General features: G+C 64.7%; 21 protein-coding genes. 8 read left to right on the top strand and 13 right to left on the bottom strand.

Features of this window, described 5'->3' with window-relative positions; genetic code table 11:
- Window positions 1-90 precede the first annotated feature (90 nt).
- Entirely contained in the window at window positions 91-582 is a 492-nt protein-coding gene (locus ACWFRB_RS00410) for a DUF6326 family protein (protein ID WP_452637997.1), read from the top strand.
- A gap of 207 nt (window positions 583-789) precedes the next feature.
- Here ACWFRB_RS00410 and ACWFRB_RS00405 read toward each other — a convergent pair whose 3' ends face one another.
- Window positions 790-1,461, bottom strand: coding sequence for a helix-turn-helix transcriptional regulator (locus ACWFRB_RS00405; RefSeq protein ID WP_452638317.1), 672 nt, complete (start codon window positions 1,459-1,461; stop codon window positions 790-792).
- A gap of 100 nt (window positions 1,462-1,561) precedes the next feature.
- Here ACWFRB_RS00405 and ACWFRB_RS00400 point away from each other — a divergent pair, with 100 nt between their 5' ends.
- Window positions 1,562-2,290, top strand: a complete 729-nt coding sequence (locus ACWFRB_RS00400) for an alpha/beta fold hydrolase (protein ID WP_452637995.1) — start codon at window positions 1,562-1,564, stop codon at window positions 2,288-2,290.
- A gap of 345 nt (window positions 2,291-2,635) precedes the next feature.
- Here ACWFRB_RS00400 and ACWFRB_RS00395 read toward each other — a convergent pair whose 3' ends face one another.
- The gene (locus ACWFRB_RS00395; RefSeq protein ID WP_452637993.1) at window positions 2,636-4,114 is read right to left on the bottom strand and encodes a glyceraldehyde-3-phosphate dehydrogenase; all 1,479 of its coding nucleotides are present in this window, start codon (window positions 4,112-4,114) and stop codon (window positions 2,636-2,638) included.
- A 704-nt stretch (window positions 4,115-4,818) separates the two neighbouring features.
- Complete coding sequence (locus tag ACWFRB_RS00390) at window positions 4,819-5,328, bottom strand: hypothetical protein (RefSeq protein WP_452637991.1); 510 nt, start codon at window positions 5,326-5,328, stop codon at window positions 4,819-4,821.
- Window positions 5,329-5,533: 205 nt separating this feature from the next.
- Here ACWFRB_RS00390 and ACWFRB_RS00385 point away from each other — a divergent pair, with 205 nt between their 5' ends.
- On the top strand, window positions 5,534-5,887 hold the full coding sequence (locus ACWFRB_RS00385; protein WP_452637989.1) for a hypothetical protein: 354 nt from the start codon (window positions 5,534-5,536) through the stop codon (window positions 5,885-5,887).
- A 674-nt stretch (window positions 5,888-6,561) separates the two neighbouring features.
- Here the strand turns inward: ACWFRB_RS00385 and ACWFRB_RS00380 are convergent.
- Window positions 6,562-6,945, bottom strand: coding sequence for a hypothetical protein (locus ACWFRB_RS00380; RefSeq protein ID WP_452637988.1), 384 nt, complete (start codon window positions 6,943-6,945; stop codon window positions 6,562-6,564).
- A gap of 236 nt (window positions 6,946-7,181) precedes the next feature.
- Between ACWFRB_RS00380 and lepB the strand changes: the two genes are divergently transcribed.
- On the top strand, window positions 7,182-7,970 hold the full coding sequence (gene lepB, locus ACWFRB_RS00375) for a signal peptidase I (protein WP_452637986.1): 789 nt from the start codon (window positions 7,182-7,184) through the stop codon (window positions 7,968-7,970).
- 4 nt (window positions 7,971-7,974) lie between these two features.
- Here lepB and ACWFRB_RS00370 read toward each other — a convergent pair whose 3' ends face one another.
- Entirely contained in the window at window positions 7,975-8,634 is a 660-nt protein-coding gene (locus ACWFRB_RS00370) for an HAD family hydrolase (RefSeq protein ID WP_452637984.1), read from the bottom strand.
- Between the two features lie 274 nt (window positions 8,635-8,908).
- Here ACWFRB_RS00370 and ACWFRB_RS00365 point away from each other — a divergent pair, with 274 nt between their 5' ends.
- Together ACWFRB_RS00365 and npt are read left to right on the top strand one after the other, a co-directional pair.
- A complete protein-coding gene (locus ACWFRB_RS00365) occupies window positions 8,909-9,268 on the top strand; it encodes a hypothetical protein (protein WP_452637982.1) in 360 nt (119 codons plus the stop codon).
- Between the two features lie 255 nt (window positions 9,269-9,523).
- Window positions 9,524-10,189, top strand: coding sequence for a 4'-phosphopantetheinyl transferase Npt (gene npt / locus ACWFRB_RS00360; RefSeq protein ID WP_452637981.1), 666 nt, complete (start codon window positions 9,524-9,526; stop codon window positions 10,187-10,189).
- A 65-nt stretch (window positions 10,190-10,254) separates the two neighbouring features.
- Here the strand turns inward: npt and ACWFRB_RS00355 are convergent, their stop codons facing one another.
- The 7 genes from ACWFRB_RS00355 to rpsF all read right to left on the bottom strand — a co-directional run bounded on the left by ACWFRB_RS00355 (window position 10,255) and on the right by rpsF (window position 16,105).
- A complete protein-coding gene (locus ACWFRB_RS00355; RefSeq protein WP_452637980.1) occupies window positions 10,255-10,992 on the bottom strand; it encodes a hypothetical protein in 738 nt (245 codons plus the stop codon).
- A 507-nt stretch (window positions 10,993-11,499) separates the two neighbouring features.
- Complete coding sequence (locus ACWFRB_RS00350) at window positions 11,500-11,829, bottom strand: hypothetical protein (protein WP_452637978.1); 330 nt, start codon at window positions 11,827-11,829, stop codon at window positions 11,500-11,502.
- A gap of 693 nt (window positions 11,830-12,522) precedes the next feature.
- Window positions 12,523-13,911, bottom strand: a complete 1,389-nt coding sequence (gene dnaB, locus ACWFRB_RS00345; RefSeq protein ID WP_452637976.1) for a replicative DNA helicase — start codon at window positions 13,909-13,911, stop codon at window positions 12,523-12,525.
- Between the two features lie 540 nt (window positions 13,912-14,451).
- Window positions 14,452-14,907, bottom strand: a complete 456-nt coding sequence (gene rplI / locus ACWFRB_RS00340; RefSeq protein ID WP_452637974.1) for a 50S ribosomal protein L9 — start codon at window positions 14,905-14,907, stop codon at window positions 14,452-14,454.
- Window positions 14,908-14,920: 13 nt separating this feature from the next.
- The gene (gene rpsR / locus ACWFRB_RS00335; protein WP_027502095.1) at window positions 14,921-15,163 is read right to left on the bottom strand and encodes a 30S ribosomal protein S18; all 243 of its coding nucleotides are present in this window, start codon (window positions 15,161-15,163) and stop codon (window positions 14,921-14,923) included.
- Between the two features lie 64 nt (window positions 15,164-15,227).
- Complete coding sequence (locus ACWFRB_RS00330; protein ID WP_452637972.1) at window positions 15,228-15,752, bottom strand: single-stranded DNA-binding protein; 525 nt, start codon at window positions 15,750-15,752, stop codon at window positions 15,228-15,230.
- A gap of 65 nt (window positions 15,753-15,817) precedes the next feature.
- A complete protein-coding gene (gene rpsF / locus ACWFRB_RS00325) occupies window positions 15,818-16,105 on the bottom strand; it encodes a 30S ribosomal protein S6 (RefSeq protein ID WP_027502097.1) in 288 nt (95 codons plus the stop codon).
- Between the two features lie 198 nt (window positions 16,106-16,303).
- On the opposite strand from rpsF, the gene ACWFRB_RS00320 reads away from it, so the two are divergent.
- Together ACWFRB_RS00320 and ACWFRB_RS00315 are read left to right on the top strand one after the other, a co-directional pair.
- Window positions 16,304-17,686 (top strand): hypothetical protein, encoded by a 1,383-nt coding sequence (locus tag ACWFRB_RS00320; protein ID WP_452637970.1) that lies wholly within the window; start codon window positions 16,304-16,306, stop codon window positions 17,684-17,686.
- Window positions 17,683-18,267, top strand: a complete 585-nt coding sequence (locus ACWFRB_RS00315) for a GNAT family N-acetyltransferase (RefSeq protein WP_452637969.1) — start codon at window positions 17,683-17,685, stop codon at window positions 18,265-18,267. The genes ACWFRB_RS00320 and ACWFRB_RS00315 overlap by 4 nt, the downstream gene beginning before the upstream one ends.
- On the opposite strand, the gene ACWFRB_RS00310 is transcribed toward ACWFRB_RS00315, so the two are convergent.
- The gene (locus ACWFRB_RS00310; RefSeq protein WP_452638315.1) at window positions 18,257-19,822 is read right to left on the bottom strand and encodes a glycosyltransferase family 87 protein; all 1,566 of its coding nucleotides are present in this window, start codon (window positions 19,820-19,822) and stop codon (window positions 18,257-18,259) included. The two genes, ACWFRB_RS00315 and ACWFRB_RS00310, sit on opposite strands and share 11 nt — an antisense overlap.
- Window positions 19,823-19,831 lie beyond the last annotated feature (9 nt).

The following is a 19,831-nucleotide window of genomic DNA, read 5'->3' as shown; positions in this document are numbered from 1 at the left end:
AGGCGAACCCCAGCCTCCGGGCCGAGGCGCCCGCCGCCGGGCTCGGCGATCGTAGACCTACCGATCCTCACCACAACAACGGAGCCCATGATGAGAACAGGTCAACCCACCACCGCCACACTGGAAGACCAGCCGATCCCGGTGAGAGCCAAGCTCGCCGCAACGTGGACAAGCTTCATGTTCCTATACGCCTACGTGGATATTCTCAACTTCTTCACGCCCGGCGTCATCGAAGACATCCTCGACGGCAAGGTCTTCAAATTTGACCTCTCCCAGACCTTTTCGACCACGGCGCTGACCCTCATGGCCAGCCCGATCCTCATGGTCGTGCTGTCGATGACGCTGCCCGCGCGGGCGAACCGCATCACGAACCTCATCGTGGCCTCGCTCTACGTCCCCGTCACGGCATTCAACGCGGTGGGCGCGTCCTGGCTGTACTTCTACGGCCTCGGGATCGTACTGGAATTGATCCTTCTCGCCCTCATCGTGCGGTACGCCTGGACCTGGCCCCGCACCGCACCGTCGGCGACCATGGCGACCAGCCCGGACCGTGAAACCGTTCGCGCCCAACAGCAAGCGTGAACCCGAGAGCAGTCCCCGTCCTGTTCGGAGCCATCTGCCTCGGTGCTGCCCGGTGCGGGCCTCCTGACGGTGGGCCACGAGAACCTCCGGCGGGATGGGGCCTTCTGACAAGCCACAATTCAACCGGAGGTCCTTCACATCAAGCCGATACCAACCTCCTGACCGGGTACATCTAGCTGTACTGACCGGAGACGTTGATTGATCGCCTCACTCACCTCGGCTCTGCACGGACCTTGCCGTCGCGGGGGGAGTGCCAACCTCCTGAATGCCGTGGTCGCCACATTGAGTCTTGGTTATGCTGGCGTGCTCGATGCGCGTCACGAGGAACCATCGCATTTCATTCCGTAGCCGACACCAGCCGATCAGATACCAGCGACCATTTCTGGACGCGAACATCACCGGCTCGACGTCACGGGTGGTCTTGTTGCCGTCACCCGCGGTGTAGCGGATGCGCACCACACGCTGCTCGGCCATTGCCTCCTCAAGGGCCGATCTGACTGCCCGCGTGGCAGTCGGTTCAACATCGACCCAGACGCGACGCGCGAGCTCGTCAGCCTTCTTCCGAGTCCGAGGATCAAGCACACCCAAGATCTTCTGAACGCCGGCAGAGGCAAGGTCCGCATAAGGGGCATCGGGTGCAGCTGATATTGCCGTGAGAAGCGCCACCGCCTGTGCCGGGGTCAAGCTGATCGGTGGGAGATTGGATCGAGCGGCCAGACCGTATCCGCCGCCAGGGCCCGGACGCGACCAGATCGGCGCGCCGCTGTTCTCAAGTGCATCAAGGTCCCGCTTGACTGTGCGCACTGACACACCAAACTCGCTCGCCATTTGTTCCGCAGTGCATCCACGAGAGCCGCTTCGTCGCAGCATCTCCGACAACGCGTGAAGCCGCTCTGCTCGCCTCAAATTTCCCTCCAATCCAAAATGATGCCAGAAATAGTGACATACCGTTGTCCAAGTGGCTTGCGAGGATTGCGGTATGACGACAAACACGAATGACCCGACCACCGTCTTGATCGCTGGCCACTGGCTGGGAGCTTGGGCATGGGACGAGGTCCTCGAACACCTGACCGCCATGGGCCGACGGGCTATCCCGATGACCCTGCCCGGCCTCGACGAGACGGACTCCGAACGAGCGTCCAGGACTCTCGATGATCAAGCAGCGGCGATCGAGCGGGTCTCGGCTTCTGAAGCCGAGCCAGTGGTCATCGTGGCGCATAGCGGAGCCAATGCTCCCGTGAGTCTTGTGCTCGACCGGCACCCCGAGCTGGTCCGCCGGGTGATCTGGGTCGATAGTGGCCCGGTCTCGCCCGGCACTGTTTTCGCCTCTGACGCCCCAGATGAACTAGAAGAGTTTCCACTGCCGCCCTTCGAGGCGCTCAAGGAGCAGGCCAGCATTGAAGGCCTGAGCGCCGACGTTCTCGAGCGTTTCCGGCTTCGAGCTGTCCCCGTACCTGGACCCGTGCTGCGTCAATCCGTGGAGCTCAACAACGATGCACGCCTGAAGGTTCCGACCACGTTGGTGTGCTGCTCGCTCCCGAGTACGCAGTTGATGGCACTGGCCAAGGCCGGCCATCCCATGTTCGCCGAGGTTACCAACCTCGAGAACCTTGAACTCGTAGATCTCCCGACGGGCCACTGGCCCATGTGGAGCCGTCCCGCCGACCTTGCCCAGGTCCTCGCAGCAGCAGCTTCGTCAGTCGACTGAACCTCGCGCACCTCCAGGGGCCAGTCGTACCGGCTGGCCCCTGCTTGATTCTCAAGATCAATAGCGTGACGCGACCTCGGTCACCGAAGGCCGTGCGCTGCCTGCCGGACATCTGAGGACTCAAGGAGCAGACGTTTCGACGTCGTCTGCTGAGAGCACCGACTAGCCGTGAAGTTGATCGACGCATGGCCCGACGGTCACGCACCGAGCGTCATCACGGCGTATCCCAGATACACACCGCCGGCCTGGTTCACGGGACGCGGAACCGCAAGGAGGGTTTCGATGACGAACGTACGTCTGCTGCAACAGCATCCACCCCGCAGACGACCCCTCGCAGGGGCAAGGTCACTGAGCAGTGGCGGGCGACCTGCCCGGCTCCACGGCAGCGCCGTCCGTCGCGGGATAGACCGGGTACTCCACGCCCGAGAGGTACTGGACGGTACGCACTACCTGGCATGAGTAGCCGAACTCGTTGTCGTACCAGACGTACAGGATGGCGGTGTCGCCGTCGACGATCGCGGCGTTCGCGTCGACGATGCACGCCGCACGCGAGCCGATGAAGTCGCTCGACACGGCGTCGGTTGCCGCGGTGTAGTCGAGGTTCCGGCTCAACGTTCCGGTGAGCGATTCCTGGCGAAGGTGCTCCAGCACTTCATCCTTGGTGGCCTCGCGACCGAGCTGAAGGTTGAGGATCGCGACGGACACGTCCGGCGTGGGCACGCGAATCGAATTGCCGGTGATCTTGGCCTTCAGGTCGGGAAGTGCCTTCGCGATCGCGGAGGCCGCACCCGTCTCGGTGAGGACGAGGTTGAACGGCGCCGACCGGCCACGGCGGTCGGCCTTGTGGAAGTTGTCCAGCAGGTTCTGGTCATTGGTGAACGAGTGCACAGTCTCGACGTGGCCCCGCACGACGCCGAACTCGTCGTCCATGGTCTTCAGCGGCGGGACGATGGCGTTCGTGGTGCAGGACGCGCACGACACGATGTTCTCGGTCGGATCGATGTCACGGTGATTGACGCCGTGCACGATGTTGGGGACGTCACCCTTGCCGGGCGCGGTCAGGACCACCTTCGCCACACCCGGACGGAGGTGCTGCGACAGCGCGTCGCGGTCACGCCAGATGCCGGTGTTGTCGATCAGGATCGCATTGTCGATGCCGTACTCGGTGTAGTCGACGGTCGTCGGATCGTTGCTGTAGATGAACTTGATGACGTTGCCGTTGGCGATGAGGGTGTTGTTCTCCTCGTCGACCTTGATCGTGCCGTTGAACTGACCGTGGACGGAGTCGCGCCGCAGCAGGGACGCGCGCTTGACCAGATCGTCCTCGCCACCCTTCCGAACGACCACGGCACGCAGGTTCAGGCCGTTGCCCGAACCGGCCTTCTCGATGAGGAGTCGCGTCACGAGGCGACCGATACGCCCGAATCCGTAGAGGACGACGTCCTGGGGCTGCGCGGGGCTCGTCTGGGCACCTCCGACCAGGTCGGCGAGGCTCTTCGCGACGAACTCGGGGATCGACGCTCCGCCACCGTTGGCGCGGTAGGCCGTCACCAACAGGCCGAGGTCGATCTTGGACGGCCGCAGATCCAGGTCGGTCAGCGCCTCCAGGAAGGGGAACGTCTCCTCGACGGAGAGCTCGTCGCCACGGATCTGTCGGGCGAAGCGATGGGTCCGCAGGATCTTGATGACCGACTTGTTCACCAGCGAGCGACTGTGCAGCAGAATGGTCACCGAATGCCTGCGGTGCAGGCCGCCGATGATCGGGATCATCGCTTCCGCAAGTGCCTCTTCGGAGTTCCACTGTGCCAATTCCGCTGTGCTCACTGCGCTCCTCTGCCTTGTCGGCTCGTGTGGCACGTCCGGTGGGTGGATGCCGGCCCGGACGAGACGCATGTCACTCGCCGGTCAGCCTCTGGATCGGTGGATCAGTTCGCGGACCGGCGCCGATTACGACGTGCGCAACACTCAGCATATGGAAGCGCTCCCTCGGATCAACAAGCCGGTCGCCGGAACCGTCCCGCGGGCGTGGACCTGCCGCCTCACGCGACGGATGCCCCAGACAACCTGCCGTCGTATCCATCAGTAGAAGCAGGAGGAGACTTCTTCTTGTGAGGGGTGCGGCGCACAGAAGCACGCCCGTCCAACGAGGCTGCGTCGAAGCCACAATTGGAACGCGTGTGTCCGCCGCAGCTACTCGACGGCGCTAGCTACCCGAGAGACAGTCGCAGAAGGGTAACGCCACCTAAGGTCCGACCAGCTTCGATGGGCCGCCGCTGCAGCCAGGTGCGTCAACACACGAGGTGGTGGTGGCAGCAGTGATTCATCTCAAGTATGGAATTGATAGGTCCGGAAACTTCATCTAGATCCGGAACCCATACCGGCACAACAACAGCTGGTGTCGAGATGCAACGAAGATTGACGGGACGCGCCCCGCTACTTTGACGGATCTCGGGAGAGTCGGCGAAGCCCGTCAATGTAGGTGTACCGCCGGATCGAAAGGTGGCGAATCTGCTACGCCACGCTGTGGGTCAGAGACGGGCAGGTCTCAGCGGCTCAATGGCCTGGGCCTCGGAGCGCTCGCGCAGCGTGAGAAGCGTCTCGTCAAGGCTCGAGCCGAGCAGGTGGAGGGTGTTCATGCCGCGCGATTCCCACACCGGAAACTCCTTGTCGGCATTGCGGCTTGCGACGTCCCAGAGGAGAAGGTCGCCGTTCTCGCTCCATCCGAAGACTTCGAGTCGTTCGGCGAGGTCCCAGCTACCGTCGGGCTCGATCATCCAGTCGAATTCATCCTCTTCGCCGTCGCGGAAGACCGTGTGGAAGTGCTCGGTGAGGTTCGCTGCACGGGCCCGCCCGTCTGCGAAACCGGGTTGCACGGGCGGGTAGATGAGCCACAGGCCGAACGTGCGGGCCCAGCCGCAGGAGCGAACAAACTCGCGGTAGCTCTGGGGGTACCCGCCGCCGTCCGGGAAACGGAACGAATCGAGTGCCTCGAAGTCGACATGCTCGAACGAGGGGGATTCAGGCGCGGGGACACTCATGACTCGATTATGGCCGGGTTGCTGGAGCCACGCTCTGGAGCCAGATGGAGTGAAGGCGGCGACCGTCAGTCCCACACCAGGAACACGACGCGTTCGTGTCCGGACACTGCAGGGATCCGTCAGTACTCCTCGCCCGACATCGGACGCCAGGTGACCGCGGGAAAACTCGATGCGTCCGCGCATTGTCCACGGATACGGTCACTTGGTGCGCAATCGTGAAGCCCTCCTGACCGTCCTCATCCGACCCTCTGATGAACAAACCGTCATCGACCTGGTGGCGCAACGCTTCCCGGACATGCCCCGGATCCAGTTCGACGTAGCCGAAGACGATCCCGATCTACGTGTGCAATGGGCGTACGAACATCCCGGCATCGAACTCGCAGACCGTCGCTGCCGCGAGGTCATCGCGGACACCACAGGCACCACCGCACGGCGTTGCACCGAACATGTACTCGATGTGATCAGTCCGCACGCTCGCGCCGAATATTTAATGACGCCGCCATTCCCGGGCACACCGGACGCGTACCCCTGGCACGCGCACACCGAACTGTGGACGTGACCGCACAGACGCCCGCTCGACGCGCTCGCAATGCCGGCCGTCTCGCCGAGGCTCTGCTCGACGCAGATCATCCGCCCAGGGGACGACCGGGTGGGCGACGTCTCCTTCTACACCCGCGCCTGAATCCGATACGGCCCGTTACACCACAGAACCCGCACCCTGACCTCGCCGGCAGGGTGCGGGTTCCACCAAATCCTAGAACCAGCAGGTCAGATGCCATCAAGTCAGTCAATCGCCCCGCTAAAGTAGCGTCGCATTTCGCTAATCTTCGCTGCATCTCGACAGCTGCTGGGCTGGCTGCCGCTGACGCGGAATTCTGAGACGCGACTGCAGCAACAACGCAAATGAGACAGAAGTCGCCCTACATCTTGAGACAAACAAGGGGTTTGTAAGCTTTCCCTTACCGATTGTTGCGGGCTGATCCGTCATCGCGACGAACAGTCGCATGAAGGTCATGTGGGCTGCGGGTTCACGATCTAGACGATGTCCTCGATGCGCGTTTCGGCGTCGACCTTCGCTGATGCACCCCGTAGAACTGTGATGGATTCGAGACGACGGAGACCCGGGACACGATGCGCCACAGGGGGATCGACAAACGGGGCAGGCACTCCGGCATTGTCCGGCCGGCCATGGAACCGACGGGCCCAGATAATCACTGCCCGGCGTCGATCCCTTCAATTGGTTGATCCGGCTTCTTCCTCGGTCGCGCTTTGGCGGGACCTCACCAGGCAACGTACGCCCCAGACGAGGGCGCCAGTACCGAGTGCGGCTGTGAACAATGCGATACGGGAGGTGCCGGCACGCGCTTCCGCGCACAGTCGGGCGAGTTCAGTTACCGGGATGTCGTATCGGTCCGGTGGTGTGAGTGCCAGCTGCTCGGGTGGCGTCGGCGTGAACGGGGATCCGCACGCAACGAAGGCCTCGTCGATGCTGCCGACGGCGTAGTCCAGTGGGCCGAAGAACCAGCTGGTCGCGATCCACAGCAACGGCACGGCCACGGCCAGCCAGACAAGTGCCTGAACTGGGATGTGGGCAGTTCTCGCCTGGTTGTTGGCCACGGTCCGATCGTGCCAGCTCGCTGTCGTAGACCGGGTATGCATGCCGGGACCGAGAGTTCGTTCCGTCATGGACGAGCGGGACCGTAGCCCGTCCACGACGAGGCATCCAGCGCCGAAACGCCACGTGGACTACGTGAATGACGGTCCTCGATCGACTAGGGATATCGATCGTCAAACAGGACGCCCCGTCGGGCCAAACGGAAAGGTCGTGACGACGCTTCGAATAGGTTTGACGGATGGCGGAACTTGGTGGGCCTGATCCTGCATCCTTCAACTCGGAAGCGGGAGACCGAGCTGAGAGCGATTCGCGCGAGGTGACGGAATCGACGCCGTCGCAGTCGCAGCGCGGTTCCATCTGGCGCGAGCTGCCGGTTCTCGTCGGGGTCGCGCTCGTTCTGAGCTTCCTGCTCCAGATGTTCGTGGGCCGGGTCTATCTGATTCCCTCGGAGTCGATGGAACCGACGTTGCACGGCTGCGCGGGGTGTACGGGGGATCGGATCGTGGTGGACAAGATCGCGTACCGCTTCGGCGACCCGGAACCGGGGGACGTCGTGGTCTTCGAGGGTCCGCCGTCGTGGAACACGGACTATCAGTCGCGGCGGTCGGAGAACCCGGTTCTGCGTGGGATCGAGAATGTGGGCTCGGCGGTGGGTCTGGTGCCGCCGGACGAGAATGATCTCGTCAAACGTGTTGTGGCAGTGGCCGGCCAGACAGTGCAGTGCCGGCCCGGCGACGAAGGGGTGAAGGTCGACGGGAAGACCTTGGTCGAGCCGTACGTCGACACCCGGACGTCGCCCGGCAATGCTATCCCGTGCCAGGGGGTGTTCTTCGGCCCGGTGGTGGTGCCGGAGGACAGCGTGTGGGTGATGGGCGACAACCGGGCCAACTCGAAGGACTCGAGATTCCACATGGACGACGACCACGGCGGCGCCGTCCCGGTGTCGAACATCATCGGCAAGGTGCGGCTCATTGTCCTTCCACCGCCGCGGTGGGGCGTCGTCCGCGCGGTCGACCCTCAGCAGTAAGAAGTTAGGTTGAGCGCACAGGGCTTCCGACGATCGCGCCTATTGCATCGGAGCAGGTTGACGTCGATAGCGTGGGTTGGAAGCCTTCTACCGGCCACTGCCTCCCGTGTGTGACCCACGCCGTGGATAGTCCAGCCTGATGCGCACCAACTATGTCGGCCACGGGATGGTCGCCAACCATCCAGCCCCCGCCGAGATGCATGCCCACGAGTTCCCCGGCTCGCTCAAAGATGCGCCGGTCTGGCTTCTTGATTCCCACTTCCTCGGAGATGACACAGCCACCTAGATATCGGCTCAGGCCGGTTGTCCGAAGCTTCGCTTCCTGTTGTCTAGTGACTCCGTTGGTGACCACCACGGGAGTCCAACCGGTGCGTATCGCGCGGCCCAGCGCCTCAACAACGCCGGGTTCAGGTGCAATCTCGGCCACATGGTCCATAAGCAGGGTCTCGACGATCGATTCAACGGTCCGCGGCAACCCGTACCGCCGGATGATCGATTGTGCCAACCGATCTCGTGGTGCGTATCCGTCCTGGTCCTCGCTCATCAGCCATTCGACTTCGCGTTCGTGCTGCCCGATGGTCCGAACAAAGCTCGAACTCCAGCGGCGGAACGCTGCCGACCTGTTGACCAGTGTGTTGTCCAGATCCAGCAACAAGAGAGGCACCACACGAGGCTAACTCGAGGTGTTCGACACACGTGACGGGCTGACGCCGTAGATGGCTCTGCTCGGGCAAGACACGCTGGAATCGGACCTCATCACCGTCCTGTTTGACGATCCTCAAACAGGACAGCAGGTAGAAGGGAACCCGAGAGTTCAAGCGCCCCTCACAGTCACTGCCAGTAACGATGCGCCCGCCCCTGCGGATATGCAGACTGTCCGTTTCTTTCACAGGGGGTAGATCTGAATGAAGCGCTCATTTCTCGTCCGAGCTGGCGCAGTGGCCGTCGGACTCGCAGCGCTCGGCGCGGGCGTAGCGGCGCCACAGGCGAGTGCGGCGGAGTCGTACGTTCCGCCGCCCGGGTACGAGCTAAACACGAGGTGGTTCAAGCTGCCGTGGGAGCCCAGCAGGTCCTGGGACAACAACTCGAACCTGCTCAGCCCGTTCGGCACTAGCGACATCTACTGCTACACCTACCCCGGGGCCTTAACCGGCCCGCTTCCGCTCGACTGCTTTCAACTCGATCCGTGGCGGCAGACCCATCAGGTGATGCGGGTTCCGTTCTCGCAGAACTTGCACACCATCAATCCGGTCCCCACCCCGCCCGGCCTGCTCCCAGGGACGCTGGGATCGTCCTGACACGTGAAGTGCCCAAACGTAATCGGTTCGGCACTTCACGGTTCGCCCTGAGCACCGCGGCCGGAATTCTCTCACCGGCTCCAGTACGGTCGACTATCACTCTCAGGATGCCGTCAGCCGTCCTGTCCAGCGATCGCCTAGTGGGACGTTTCTGGCTCGGTGGCTATGCTCCGGTCCCGTGAGGTACCGATCCGACGTCATCTGACTTCGCTTCCGCAGGATGATGAAGGCAGTGAGCATTTTCTTGGGGGGACAGTGATTGAGGCGATTCTGCCGAACGGGGTGGTCGCGGCAGAGCTGTTCGAGGATCCACCTGGTTTGTCGGCGCATCCGGTGGAAGCGCCGCTGATAGCACGCGCAAGCGACAAGCGGAGACGGGAATTCGTCTCCGCACGTCATTGTGCGCGCCTCGCGATGGGGAAGCTCGGGCTCGATCCCGCGCCGATCATGCGAGGCCCTTCGGGCGCGCCAGCGTGGCCAAAGGGCGTGGTCGGCAGTCTCACGCACTGCGACGGCTATCGCGCCGCGGTCCTCGCATACTCGATGCAGGTCCGATCCATCGGTATCGACGCCGAGCCCCATGGTCCGCTTCCTGACGGTGTACTCGACGCCGTGAGCCTTGAGGTTGAACGCCATTGGCTCTCGACCGCAGATCGTGGGGACGTGCACTGGGATCGACTTCTCTTCTGCGCCAAGGAAGCCACCTACAAAGCATGGGAACCTCTCACCGGCCGTTGGCTGGGATTTGAGGATGCGCACATCACGTTCGAGCGAACCGGGCATGGGTCTGAGGTATCCGGCACTTTTCGCTCGACGATCCTGGTCCCCGGTGAAACGGACGGTGGGACGCCGGTGCACGCGTTCGATGGGCGATGGCTGATCTCAGACGGCTTGGTGGTCACCGCCATCTCGGTCTCCTGAATCGGGGCTCGGGCGGATGGGTCGGTACGCAAACGCTTGTCAGTGCTGTCCTGTTTGACGATCGCTCAGCGGGACGGCTCCTGAGCGAACTGGGCTGCATCAAGCCAAATGTCGGTTATCTCTATGCCGAACTCCGGATAGGCGATGGTGAAGATGACCTTGCCTCTCCCTGGTACGGGGCTGAGGAAGTAGGTGGCGCCGAACTCGATCTCTCCATTGCCGACACGTCCACAGTGATCGCCCCCGCCCGCCAGCCAGGGCGCGTCCCGGTCCTCAGGAAAGTCGTGTGTGCTCGAGGAATTCGAGAGAATCGCACCACCGTAGGTGCCGTACTGGCCGTTCTTCGGACCGACTGTGACGATCAGCCGAATTCGGTGGGGTTGGCCCGGCTTGACTCTGGAACCGAGGTTCATCGACCCGGAACCGGTAGGGAGGCCCTGGTCGGGGTGTAGGTCCGGTACACGGGCGATCAACTGGAACGAGACACCCGTGGCGTACACATTGACTCGGCCAAGTCGAAGGTCGATGCCCTTCTCGGTTTTGAACGGAATCAACAGGTCCGGCGAGAAGATGGCGGGTTCCTGGTGATCCGGATGGCGTCGGAAGTCCGGTAGGACTCGGCGTCCGATCGGCCGCCGAGTCAGCAGTTCTCGATCCTCATGGTCGAGGTCTGCCAGCAACTCTTTATCGGGGACCTCCACGCCGGCCAACCGCAAGACCCGCGCGCTCCATTTCAGATGCGCTGTCCACTCCTCCGGTTCTGGCCCCACGTATGCGAAGTTGACGCGTCTCCATCCGGTCATGTCTCCGAGTCAACCACCCTCGCCAGACCTGTCCTGTTTGACGACCGTCAAACAGGACACCTGTAAACAGGGCGGAAGATCGGGCGTGCGGCCGTGGACTAGATACGCTCGCACCGTGTCGTCGGCGAGGATTTCCAACATCCGATTGATGGTCGAGTACTGCGCGACCTTTCCAGTGTGGGGAACCGACCCTCGCGCGCCGGGCCACATCGTTCGACTCGGCCCGAACCGCAACCCGCTGAGACTGTCGAGAGAGCTGATTCGCGACCTCATTGAATGGCAGCGCTCGTGGGACCACCAGTACGACCCAATCGACGGTTGGGACGACCATGCACACGCCCGATATCATCGAGAGGCTAGAGCGGATCTGTTACGCAGGCTCCGCGAAGAAACAGGTCGGGATGACATCACCTGGGAGTGAAGCTGTCCTGGCTGGCGATCGGTCACCGAGACGGACGCTCCCCGGTCGCCCATCCGTTGGAGTCGGCAGTAGAACGGCGAACGTCGCTACCGTGTTCTGGCGAGCGCTGCCGAGATGATCGACGCAACCGTATCCGGGTCTCTGGGTGTGAAGGCCGGCGTCCCGTAACCCCAGATCTCCAACACGATCGCGGTGTGCTTCCTCGGTCGCAGTAGGTCGACGCTGTACCAGTGACTGAAATCAGTTGTGCCCCAGATCCTCCACCGACCTCCGATGTCGGCAAGTGCGGCGGTGTGCACGGATTCGATCTTCTCGTAGGGCAGAAACCTGCTCACGAACGGAAAGTAGAAGTGCCGAATCGTTACGCCACGGTCGTCAAGACGCACAGTCATGTCTTCGTAGAGAATCCCACCCATAGCCGAACCATAGCTTCATGAATCGTCGCCAGGTGATGTGGTGGGGCTGGCGGTTGGGTTGGATGTCAGCGGTCGTCGCCTCGAGCGGCGATGTCTGGCGCTGGGCCGCGCTGGCAGCGTGAAGGTGCTGATGCCGATTGTGCCGGTGTTGTTCGGGCCGGCGACCCGTGCCGCCGGGGACTACTTCTCATGTTCGCAGCGCACCCCCTGGCCTGTCCTGTTTGACGAACAGTAAACCCGAGCAGGATTCCGGTGAGTGAGTCGATCACCTGCCCTGGCCCGCAGCCATCAAACAGTCCTGGTTACCCGTCCTGCTCGCTGATCCTGCGAGGGCACCCTATCCAGGACCCATTTCTGCTCGGTCCCATCGGCAGATCTCGCGATCGCGGGCTCGCTCGACGACGCCCTCCGTCAGGCACACCGGATGCACAACGACAGTTAGCTCGGACCACACCCGCGGGCCGTGCTGCGACCTGTTGAGCGGCCCGCCGGTGCGCGTTGAACAACTTCCACCAGTTGCGGCCAGGGTTTACAACGCATGCGGATCCGCGCGAGGTCGCATGGGTTGGCGAGCGGAGCCTACGACTTGTCGCATTGCGCACGTCTCAACAATCCGTCAAATGTCCGATTTTTGTCTCAACATCTCAACATGTCCGATTTTTGTCTCAAGTTTCGGTGTCCGCGGCAAGGGCCTTAGCCCCGCGCCATGTCCACGAACCGCGACAGGTGAAGCTGGTGTGCCACAGTGATTGTCGCGGTCGGACCACCACGGTGCTTGCCGAGGATGATGTCCGCCTCGCCGCCGCGCGGGTCGTCCCGCTCGAAGGCGTCGGGCCGGTGCAGCAGCATGACCATGTCGGCGTCCTGCTCGAGCGAGCCGGACTCGCGGAGGTCGGACACCATGGGGCGCTTGTCGGTTCGCTGCTCGGGACCACGGTTGAGCTGACAGATCGCGACCACCGGGACCTCGAGCTCCTTGGCCAGCAGCTTGAGGCTTCGAGAGAACTCGGAGACCTCCTGCTGACGCGATTCGACCTTCTTGCCGGACGACATCAGCTGGAGGTAGTCGAGCACGATCAGCTTGATGTCGTGCTTCTGCTTGAGCCGGCGCGCCTTCGCCCGGATCTCCATCATGGTCAGGTTGGGGGAGTCGTCGATAAACAGCGGCGCCTCGCTGATCTCGCTCATCCGGCGCGCCAGCTTGGTCCAGTCCTCGTCGTTCATCTTGCCGGACTTCATGTCGGCGAGCTTGATCTTCGCCTCCGCCGACAGCAGGCGCATGACGATCTCGGTCTTTCCCATCTCGAGGGAGAAGATGACGCTGGCCATGCCGTGTTTGATCGAGCAGGACCGCAGGAAGTCCATCCCGATCGTCGACTTACCGACACCGGGACGGGCCGCGACGATGATCATCTGCCCGGGGTGCAGGCCGTTGGTGACCTCGTCGAGCTCGGTGAACCCGGTGGGCACGCCGAGGGAGAGGCCGCCGCGGCTGGCGATCGAGTCGATCTCGTCCATGGTGGGCTGCAGCAGCTCCTCGAGCGCCACGAAGTCGTCGTTGGTGCGCCGCTCGGTGACGTCGTAGACCTCGGCCTGCGCGCGGTCGACCACCTCGGCCACGTCCTGGCCCTCGGACCCGGCGTAGCCGTACTGCACGATCCGGGTGCCTGCCTCGACCAGGCGGCGCAGGATCGACTTCTCGGCGACGATCTCCGCGTAGTAGCCGGCGTTCGCGGCGGTCGGCACCGTCTGGGTGAGCGTCACCAGGTACGGCGCCCCACCCACCCGGCGCAGGTCGCCGCGACGCTCCAGCTCCGCCGACACGGTCACCGGGTCCGCGGGCTCGCCGCGGGCGTACAGGTCCAGGATCGCGTCGTAGACGTTCTGGTGGGCGGGCCGGTAGAAGTCGCCGGGCCGCAGCCGCTCGAGCACGTCCGCGATGGCGTCCTTGCTCAGCAGCATGCCGCCGAGCACCGACTGCTCCGCCGCCATGTCCTGCGGGGGCTGGCGCCCGAAATCCTCGCGGGGCGGCTCAGCCTGCTCCGAGTAGTCCGAGTGACCACGATCGTCGACAACCGCCACGCGATAACCGTCCTCTCCCCGCAAAACTCGACGCCCGGTCGGCCACGCCGTCCGGTGCGTCCACACGCAATACATACGCGCCCGGACCGACAGGTTGATCCCGACCCCAGGAATCGGGGTCAGGCACAGCCGCCGCAGGACGCGCGCGCACGACGTTAGGCATCCGGAGCGCCTCGTTCAACACGGACTGTGTACACAACTGTGGATGAATTGTGGAATCCGCAGTTGGCCAGTGTTAGTGCCCTGGGGACAACCTGAGGATAACTGTGTGACCACTAACCATCTTCGCAGGTGATCGTACCTTTTCTTATTCACACACCTGTGGATGAAAATACTTTCGGCGTGTCCCATGGGTTGGGCATCCGGGCGTGTTGCCGAAACGCGCTGACCTCGCAATATGAGTTGCATCACAGTGATCGATCACACGAACTGGACGCTTGTCTTGGGGACCGGTCACAACGGGAGGGAAGTTATCCACAAACGACTCGGGGCCCCACAGACCAATGGTCCGCGGGGCCCCGAGGGCGAACGTGGGTCGGACTAGCCGGCGACCACGTTCAGGTGGAACTTGGCAACGACGTCGGGGTGCAGGTTCACAACCACGGCGTGCTTGCCGGTCGCCTTGATGTGCGCCTTCGGCAGCTCGAGGCTGCGCTTGTCGACGACAGGGCCACCGGCGGCCTTGATGGCGCCGGCAACGTCGGCTGCGGTGACCGAGCCGAACAGCTTGCCCGAGTCGCCGGCCGTCTTGACGGTCAGCGAGACGCTCTCGAGGCCCTCGATCGCGGCCTTGATCTCCTTGGCGTGGTCGAGTCCGCGCACGGCGCGGGCTTCCTGCGCACGACGGATGCCTTCGACCTGCTTCTCGGCGCCACGGGTGGCGACGATCGCGAGACCGCGGGGCAGCAGGTAGTTACGGCCGTAACCGTCCTTGACCTCGACGGTGTCGCCGGGGACACCGAGGTTGTCCACGTCTGCAGTGAGGATCAGCTTCATGTCTTCCCTTTCCTTAGCGAGCCGTCGAGACGTAAGGAAGCAGTGCGACCTCACGCGAGTTCTTCACGGCAACGGCCACGTCCCGCTGGTGCTGGACGCAGTTGCCGGTGACACGGCGCGCGCGGATCTTGCCGCGGTCGCTGACGTACTTACGCAGCAGCGTCGTGTCCTTGTAGTTGATCTGCGTGTTCTTCTCTTTACAGAAGGAGCAGACCTTCTTCTTCATCACCTTGTCGCGCAACGGCGGCTTCGGCATTGTCTTTCTCCGTACTTTCAATGTTCGTTCGCATCAGATCCCGGCGCTGTCGCCAGAACGGGGATCAGAACGGGGGTTCGTCGTTTCCACCACCGGAGCCACCGAACGAGCCGGACGCCTGCGGGGCGCTGCCCCACGGGTCGTCGCCGCCGGAGTTGGCAGCCGGGCGTCCGCCGCCCGAACCGCCCGAGGAACCGAACCCTCCGCCGCCTCCGCCGCCACCGCGGTTGGCCTTGTTGACCTTGGCCGTGGCGTACTTGAGCGAGGGGCCGATCTCGTCGACCTCGAGTTCCATGACAGTGCGCTTCTCGCCCTCGCGAGTCTCGTAGGACCGCTGCTTGAGCCGTCCGCTCACGATCACCCGAGAACCGCGAGTCAGGGACTCGGCAACGTTCTCTGCGGCCTCACGCCAGATGTTGCAGCGCATGAAGAGCGCCTCGCCGTCTTTCCATTCATTGGACTGACGGTCGAAGGTGCGGGGCGTCGATGCGACGGTGAAGTTCGCAACCGCGGCCCCCGCGGGGGTGAATCGAAGCTCGGGATCAGCCGTCAAGTTTCCGATGACGGTGATCACGGTGTCGCCTGCCATGTGGGTTCCTCCTGCAGTGTGTGGAATCCTGTTGCGCCGAGCCTAGGGCCACGCGCAGACAGAAATCACTTGTTGTGGCGCAGAACCTTGGTGCGGAGCACCGACTCGTTCAGGCCGAGCTGACGATCCAGCTCGTTCACGGTGGCAGGGGTCGCGTTGATGTCGATCACCGCGTAGATGCCTTCGCTGTGCTTGGCGATCTCGTAGGCGAGACGACGCTTACCCCAAACATCGACCTTGTCGACACTGCCGCCGTCCTGGCGAACAACATTGAGGAACGTATCCAGCGACGGAGCGACGGTGCGCTCGTCCAGGCTGGGGTCAAGGATGACCATCAATTCGTAATGACGCATAAGACCTCATCACCTCCTATGGACTAGTGAAACGGCCACGGACTATCCGTGACAGGAGGGTCGTTGCGTCAGCAACCTTTGCAGGTTACACGAGCGGCCCCTGACCTGCGAAATCGTGCCCGCCGCCGCGACCACCGCGGGGTCCGGCCGGGGGAGGGAAGGGCCTCGGCCCGCCCGCGCAGCACCTAGGCTGAAGACATGCGGACGCGCGCCCAGGCAGGGACACCGGCGGTGGCGGTCACCGTGACGCTGCTGTGCGGGCTCACCCTCGCCCTCGGCTATCTGAACAAGGCCAGGTGCGCGGGCGCCCCGTTCGCCGAGAACGGTCGCAGCCTTGTCTTCGACCGGCTCAAGGACAGCAACTTCTGCTACTCCGACATCCAGTTCCTCTGGCTCGGCCGCGACATCGACAACCACGTCTTCCCCTACCTCACGGGCGGCATCACGCCGGACGGACTGCTCACCGGCGGCACCGTCGAGTACCCCGTGCTCAGCGGGCTGCTGATGTGGCTCGGCGGGATCGGCGCACACAACGACGCCGAGTTCCTGCTGAACTCGGCGCTGATCCTGGTGCCGTTCGGGCTCGCCACCGCGTGGATGCTCGGTCGGCTCGCGGGCTGGCCGGCGCTGCTGTGGGCGGCCGCCCCGCCACTGGTCCTGTACGCCTTCCACAACTGGGAGCTGCCGGTCGTCGCGGCCGCAACCGCGGCGACTTTCGTGGTCGTGTACTACCAGCGGATCCCGCTGCGCACCAGGGCGATCGGCGCCGCCATCCTGCTGGCGATCGGCCTGTGTCTGAAGATCTACCCGGGCGCCTTCGTGCTACCGCTGATGGCCTTCGTGTTCACCGGCGGCGCGGGTGGCGCCGAGCTGCCCGCCTCGGTGCGGGGCCGGTTCGACCCGAAGGGCGCGCTGATGGTGGCCGCGGCGGCGGCGGGCACGGTGATCGCGATCAACCTGCCGTTCGCGCTCGCCGGCTACCCCGGCTGGCTCGCCTCGTTCACCTTCCAGTCCGACCGCCAGGCCGACATCACCACCAACTCGATCTGGTACTGGGGGGTGCGGGAGCTGTTCGGCGGCGTCGAGGGTCCGGGCAGCCCCTACGCGTCCTTCGTCGACGTGGCCTCACCGCTGCTCATCGCCGCGTCGTTCGCGCTGGCGCTCTGGCTCGGCTGGGGCCGGTATCGCCGCGAGGGCAGCTACCCGTGGATCGCGGTGAGCGCGGCGATGCTGTGCGGATTCATGCTGTTGCACAAGGTGCATTCACCGCAGTACACGCTGTGGCTGATCCCCTTCCTGGTGCTCATGCGGGTGCCGTGGACGCTGATCGGGGGCTACCTGCTCGCCGACCTGGCGATGGGGATCGGGGTGTTCCGCTACTTCTACGAGCTCGCGGCCGGTTCGGACGCAGCCGCGATGGAGTTCGTCGTCCAGTTCGGCGTCTGGGGCCGCGCGGCGCTGCTGGTGGTGCTGTTCTTCGTCTTCCTCCGCGCCCGCCCGCGATGGGAGGCCGCGGGCGCCGACGCGGGCCCACGGCACGGCCTCGGTCGCCGGGATCCGGCCCTCACGGCGGCGTCGTGACCGGGCCCTGGTTCGAACAGCCCACGCTCATCGGCGAGTTCGTCCGCCTCGAGCCGCTGACCCTCGCGCATGCCGAGGAACTGTACCGGGCAGCGGACGACCCGACACTCTTCCGCTGGACCTGGCGCCTGATCGAGAGCGCCTCGGACGCAACCGAATACATTTCCCATGCGCTCGACGACCCGCAGCGGCTGGCGTACGTCCAGATCGACACCGCGACCGGCGTGGTGGTCGGTACCACCTCGTATTACCAGATCGACCCGATGCACCAGTCGCTCGCGATCGGCTACACCTGGCTCTCCCGCTCCGCCCAGGGCGGCCGGATCAACCCGGAGGCCAAGCTGCTGCTGTTGCGCCGGGCCTTCGAGGACCTCGGCGCGGTCCGGGTCGAGTGGCACACCGACGAGCTCAACGCGCACTCGCGCGGTGCGATCGCGAAGCTCGGCGCCGAGTTCGAGGGGCTGCTCCGCAAACACCGCCGCCGCCAGGACGGAAGTTGGCGGAACACAGCGCTTTTCTCGATGATCGACGACGACTGGCCGCTCGCCCGCGCCCAGCTCGAGGCGCGGATCAGCGAATAGCCGGCGCCGCGGACCACGCCTGCGTGCCGCGCCGCTCCCGCGGGCGCAGCCAGGACGGCAGCCACCCCGGCGGCCGGTCCGGGGCGCCGTCGAGGACACCGCCGACCGGGTCGTCCACCCCGCCCTCGCGCACCAGGTCCAGCTCCGGGCGGCGGATCTGCCGGATCACCAGCACGCACAGCGCGACGACCGCGACATCCCGGACGATCACCGTCGCCGTGAACCACTGCTCCGGCAGACCCTTGTTCTCGACGCCCAGGTAGTAGTACATCCGCGGCACCCAGACGAGGGCATCGATCGTCATCCACGCCAACAGGATTCGACGATGCGGCAGCGCGAGCACCGCCAGCGGTACCAGCCAGAGCGAGTACTGCGGACTCCACACCTTGTTGGTGAGTAGGAAGGCCGCGATCACCAGGAAGCACAGCTGCGCGACGCGGGGCCTGCGGGCGGCGGTCAGCGCCAGGTACCCGATGCCGACGCAGGCGGCGGCGAACAGCACGAACGACACCGTGTTCAGATTCGTCGGGGTCTCACCGGTGGCCAGCGGACCGTCGAAACCACGCCAGCCGGTGAACGAGGTGATCACGTTGTAGATCGAGTCCGGGTCGGCGCCGCGCTCGGAGTTGAGCCGGAAGAACTCCCGCCAGCCGGCCGGGAACAGCAGCGCGATGGGCAGATTCACCACCAGCCAGGCCGCGGCAGCGCCCGCCACCGCCTTCCACCACGGCCGCATCCGGCCTGCCCGCAGGCACAGCACCAGCAGCGGACCCAGCAGCAACAGCGGGTACATCTTGGTGGCGCCGCCGAGACCGAGCAGCACGCCGGCCAGCACCGGCCGCTTGCGCGCCCAGCCGAGCAGGCCGCCCGCCGCGAAGGCCGTCGCCAGCGGGTCGAAGTTGGTGAACGCGTGTACGACCACCAACGGGGACACCGCGACCAGAGCGGCGTCCCAGACGCGCCTGCCTGCCAGCAGCACCGTCGCCCAGACCGTGACCAGCCACGCCAGCGACAGCCCGAGCGCGACCACGTTGAAGTAGAGGACCACCTGCAGCGCCCCTGGCAGCCAGGAGACCGCGTCCCAGGCCTTGGCGACCTTCATCGAGCCGTATTGGTAGAGCCCCGCGAGCACCGGGTACTCCATGTACCGCTGCTGCGTCGACCCGTCGCCTGCCTTCTCCTCCCACGACTTCTTGTACGGGAAGGCGCCCTCGTCGAGCCGCTCCGCGCCGTACAGCGGCACCGTGTCCGAATAGCACAGCGCGGTGTACTGGCGGCTGCCGCTCCAGTCCAGGCCGAGCGCGCCGTCGGGCCCGTTCGGGGCCTGCTGGAGGCACGCCGCCTTGGTGGACCAGCCGAGGGCGAGGAAGACGACCGCCAGCAGCAGGATCACCCGCAGCGGGGTGAGGAACCGGGACCGGCCGACGAGCGCGTGCCGCCCGACCGGTCCGCCGATGACCCCGCTGAGCTCTGCCACCGTCGGATCGGTGCGCCCGGGGAGGTCCCGGTCCGCCACGGACCGGCGGTCGTCCGCCAACGGGCCGGGCGAGGCGATGACCGCGCC

This window comes from Rhodococcus sp. NPDC055112 (assembly GCF_053607505.1).
The sequence above is the reverse complement of the archived record's forward strand: the minus strand, read 5'-3'. Positions and strand labels throughout refer to the sequence as shown.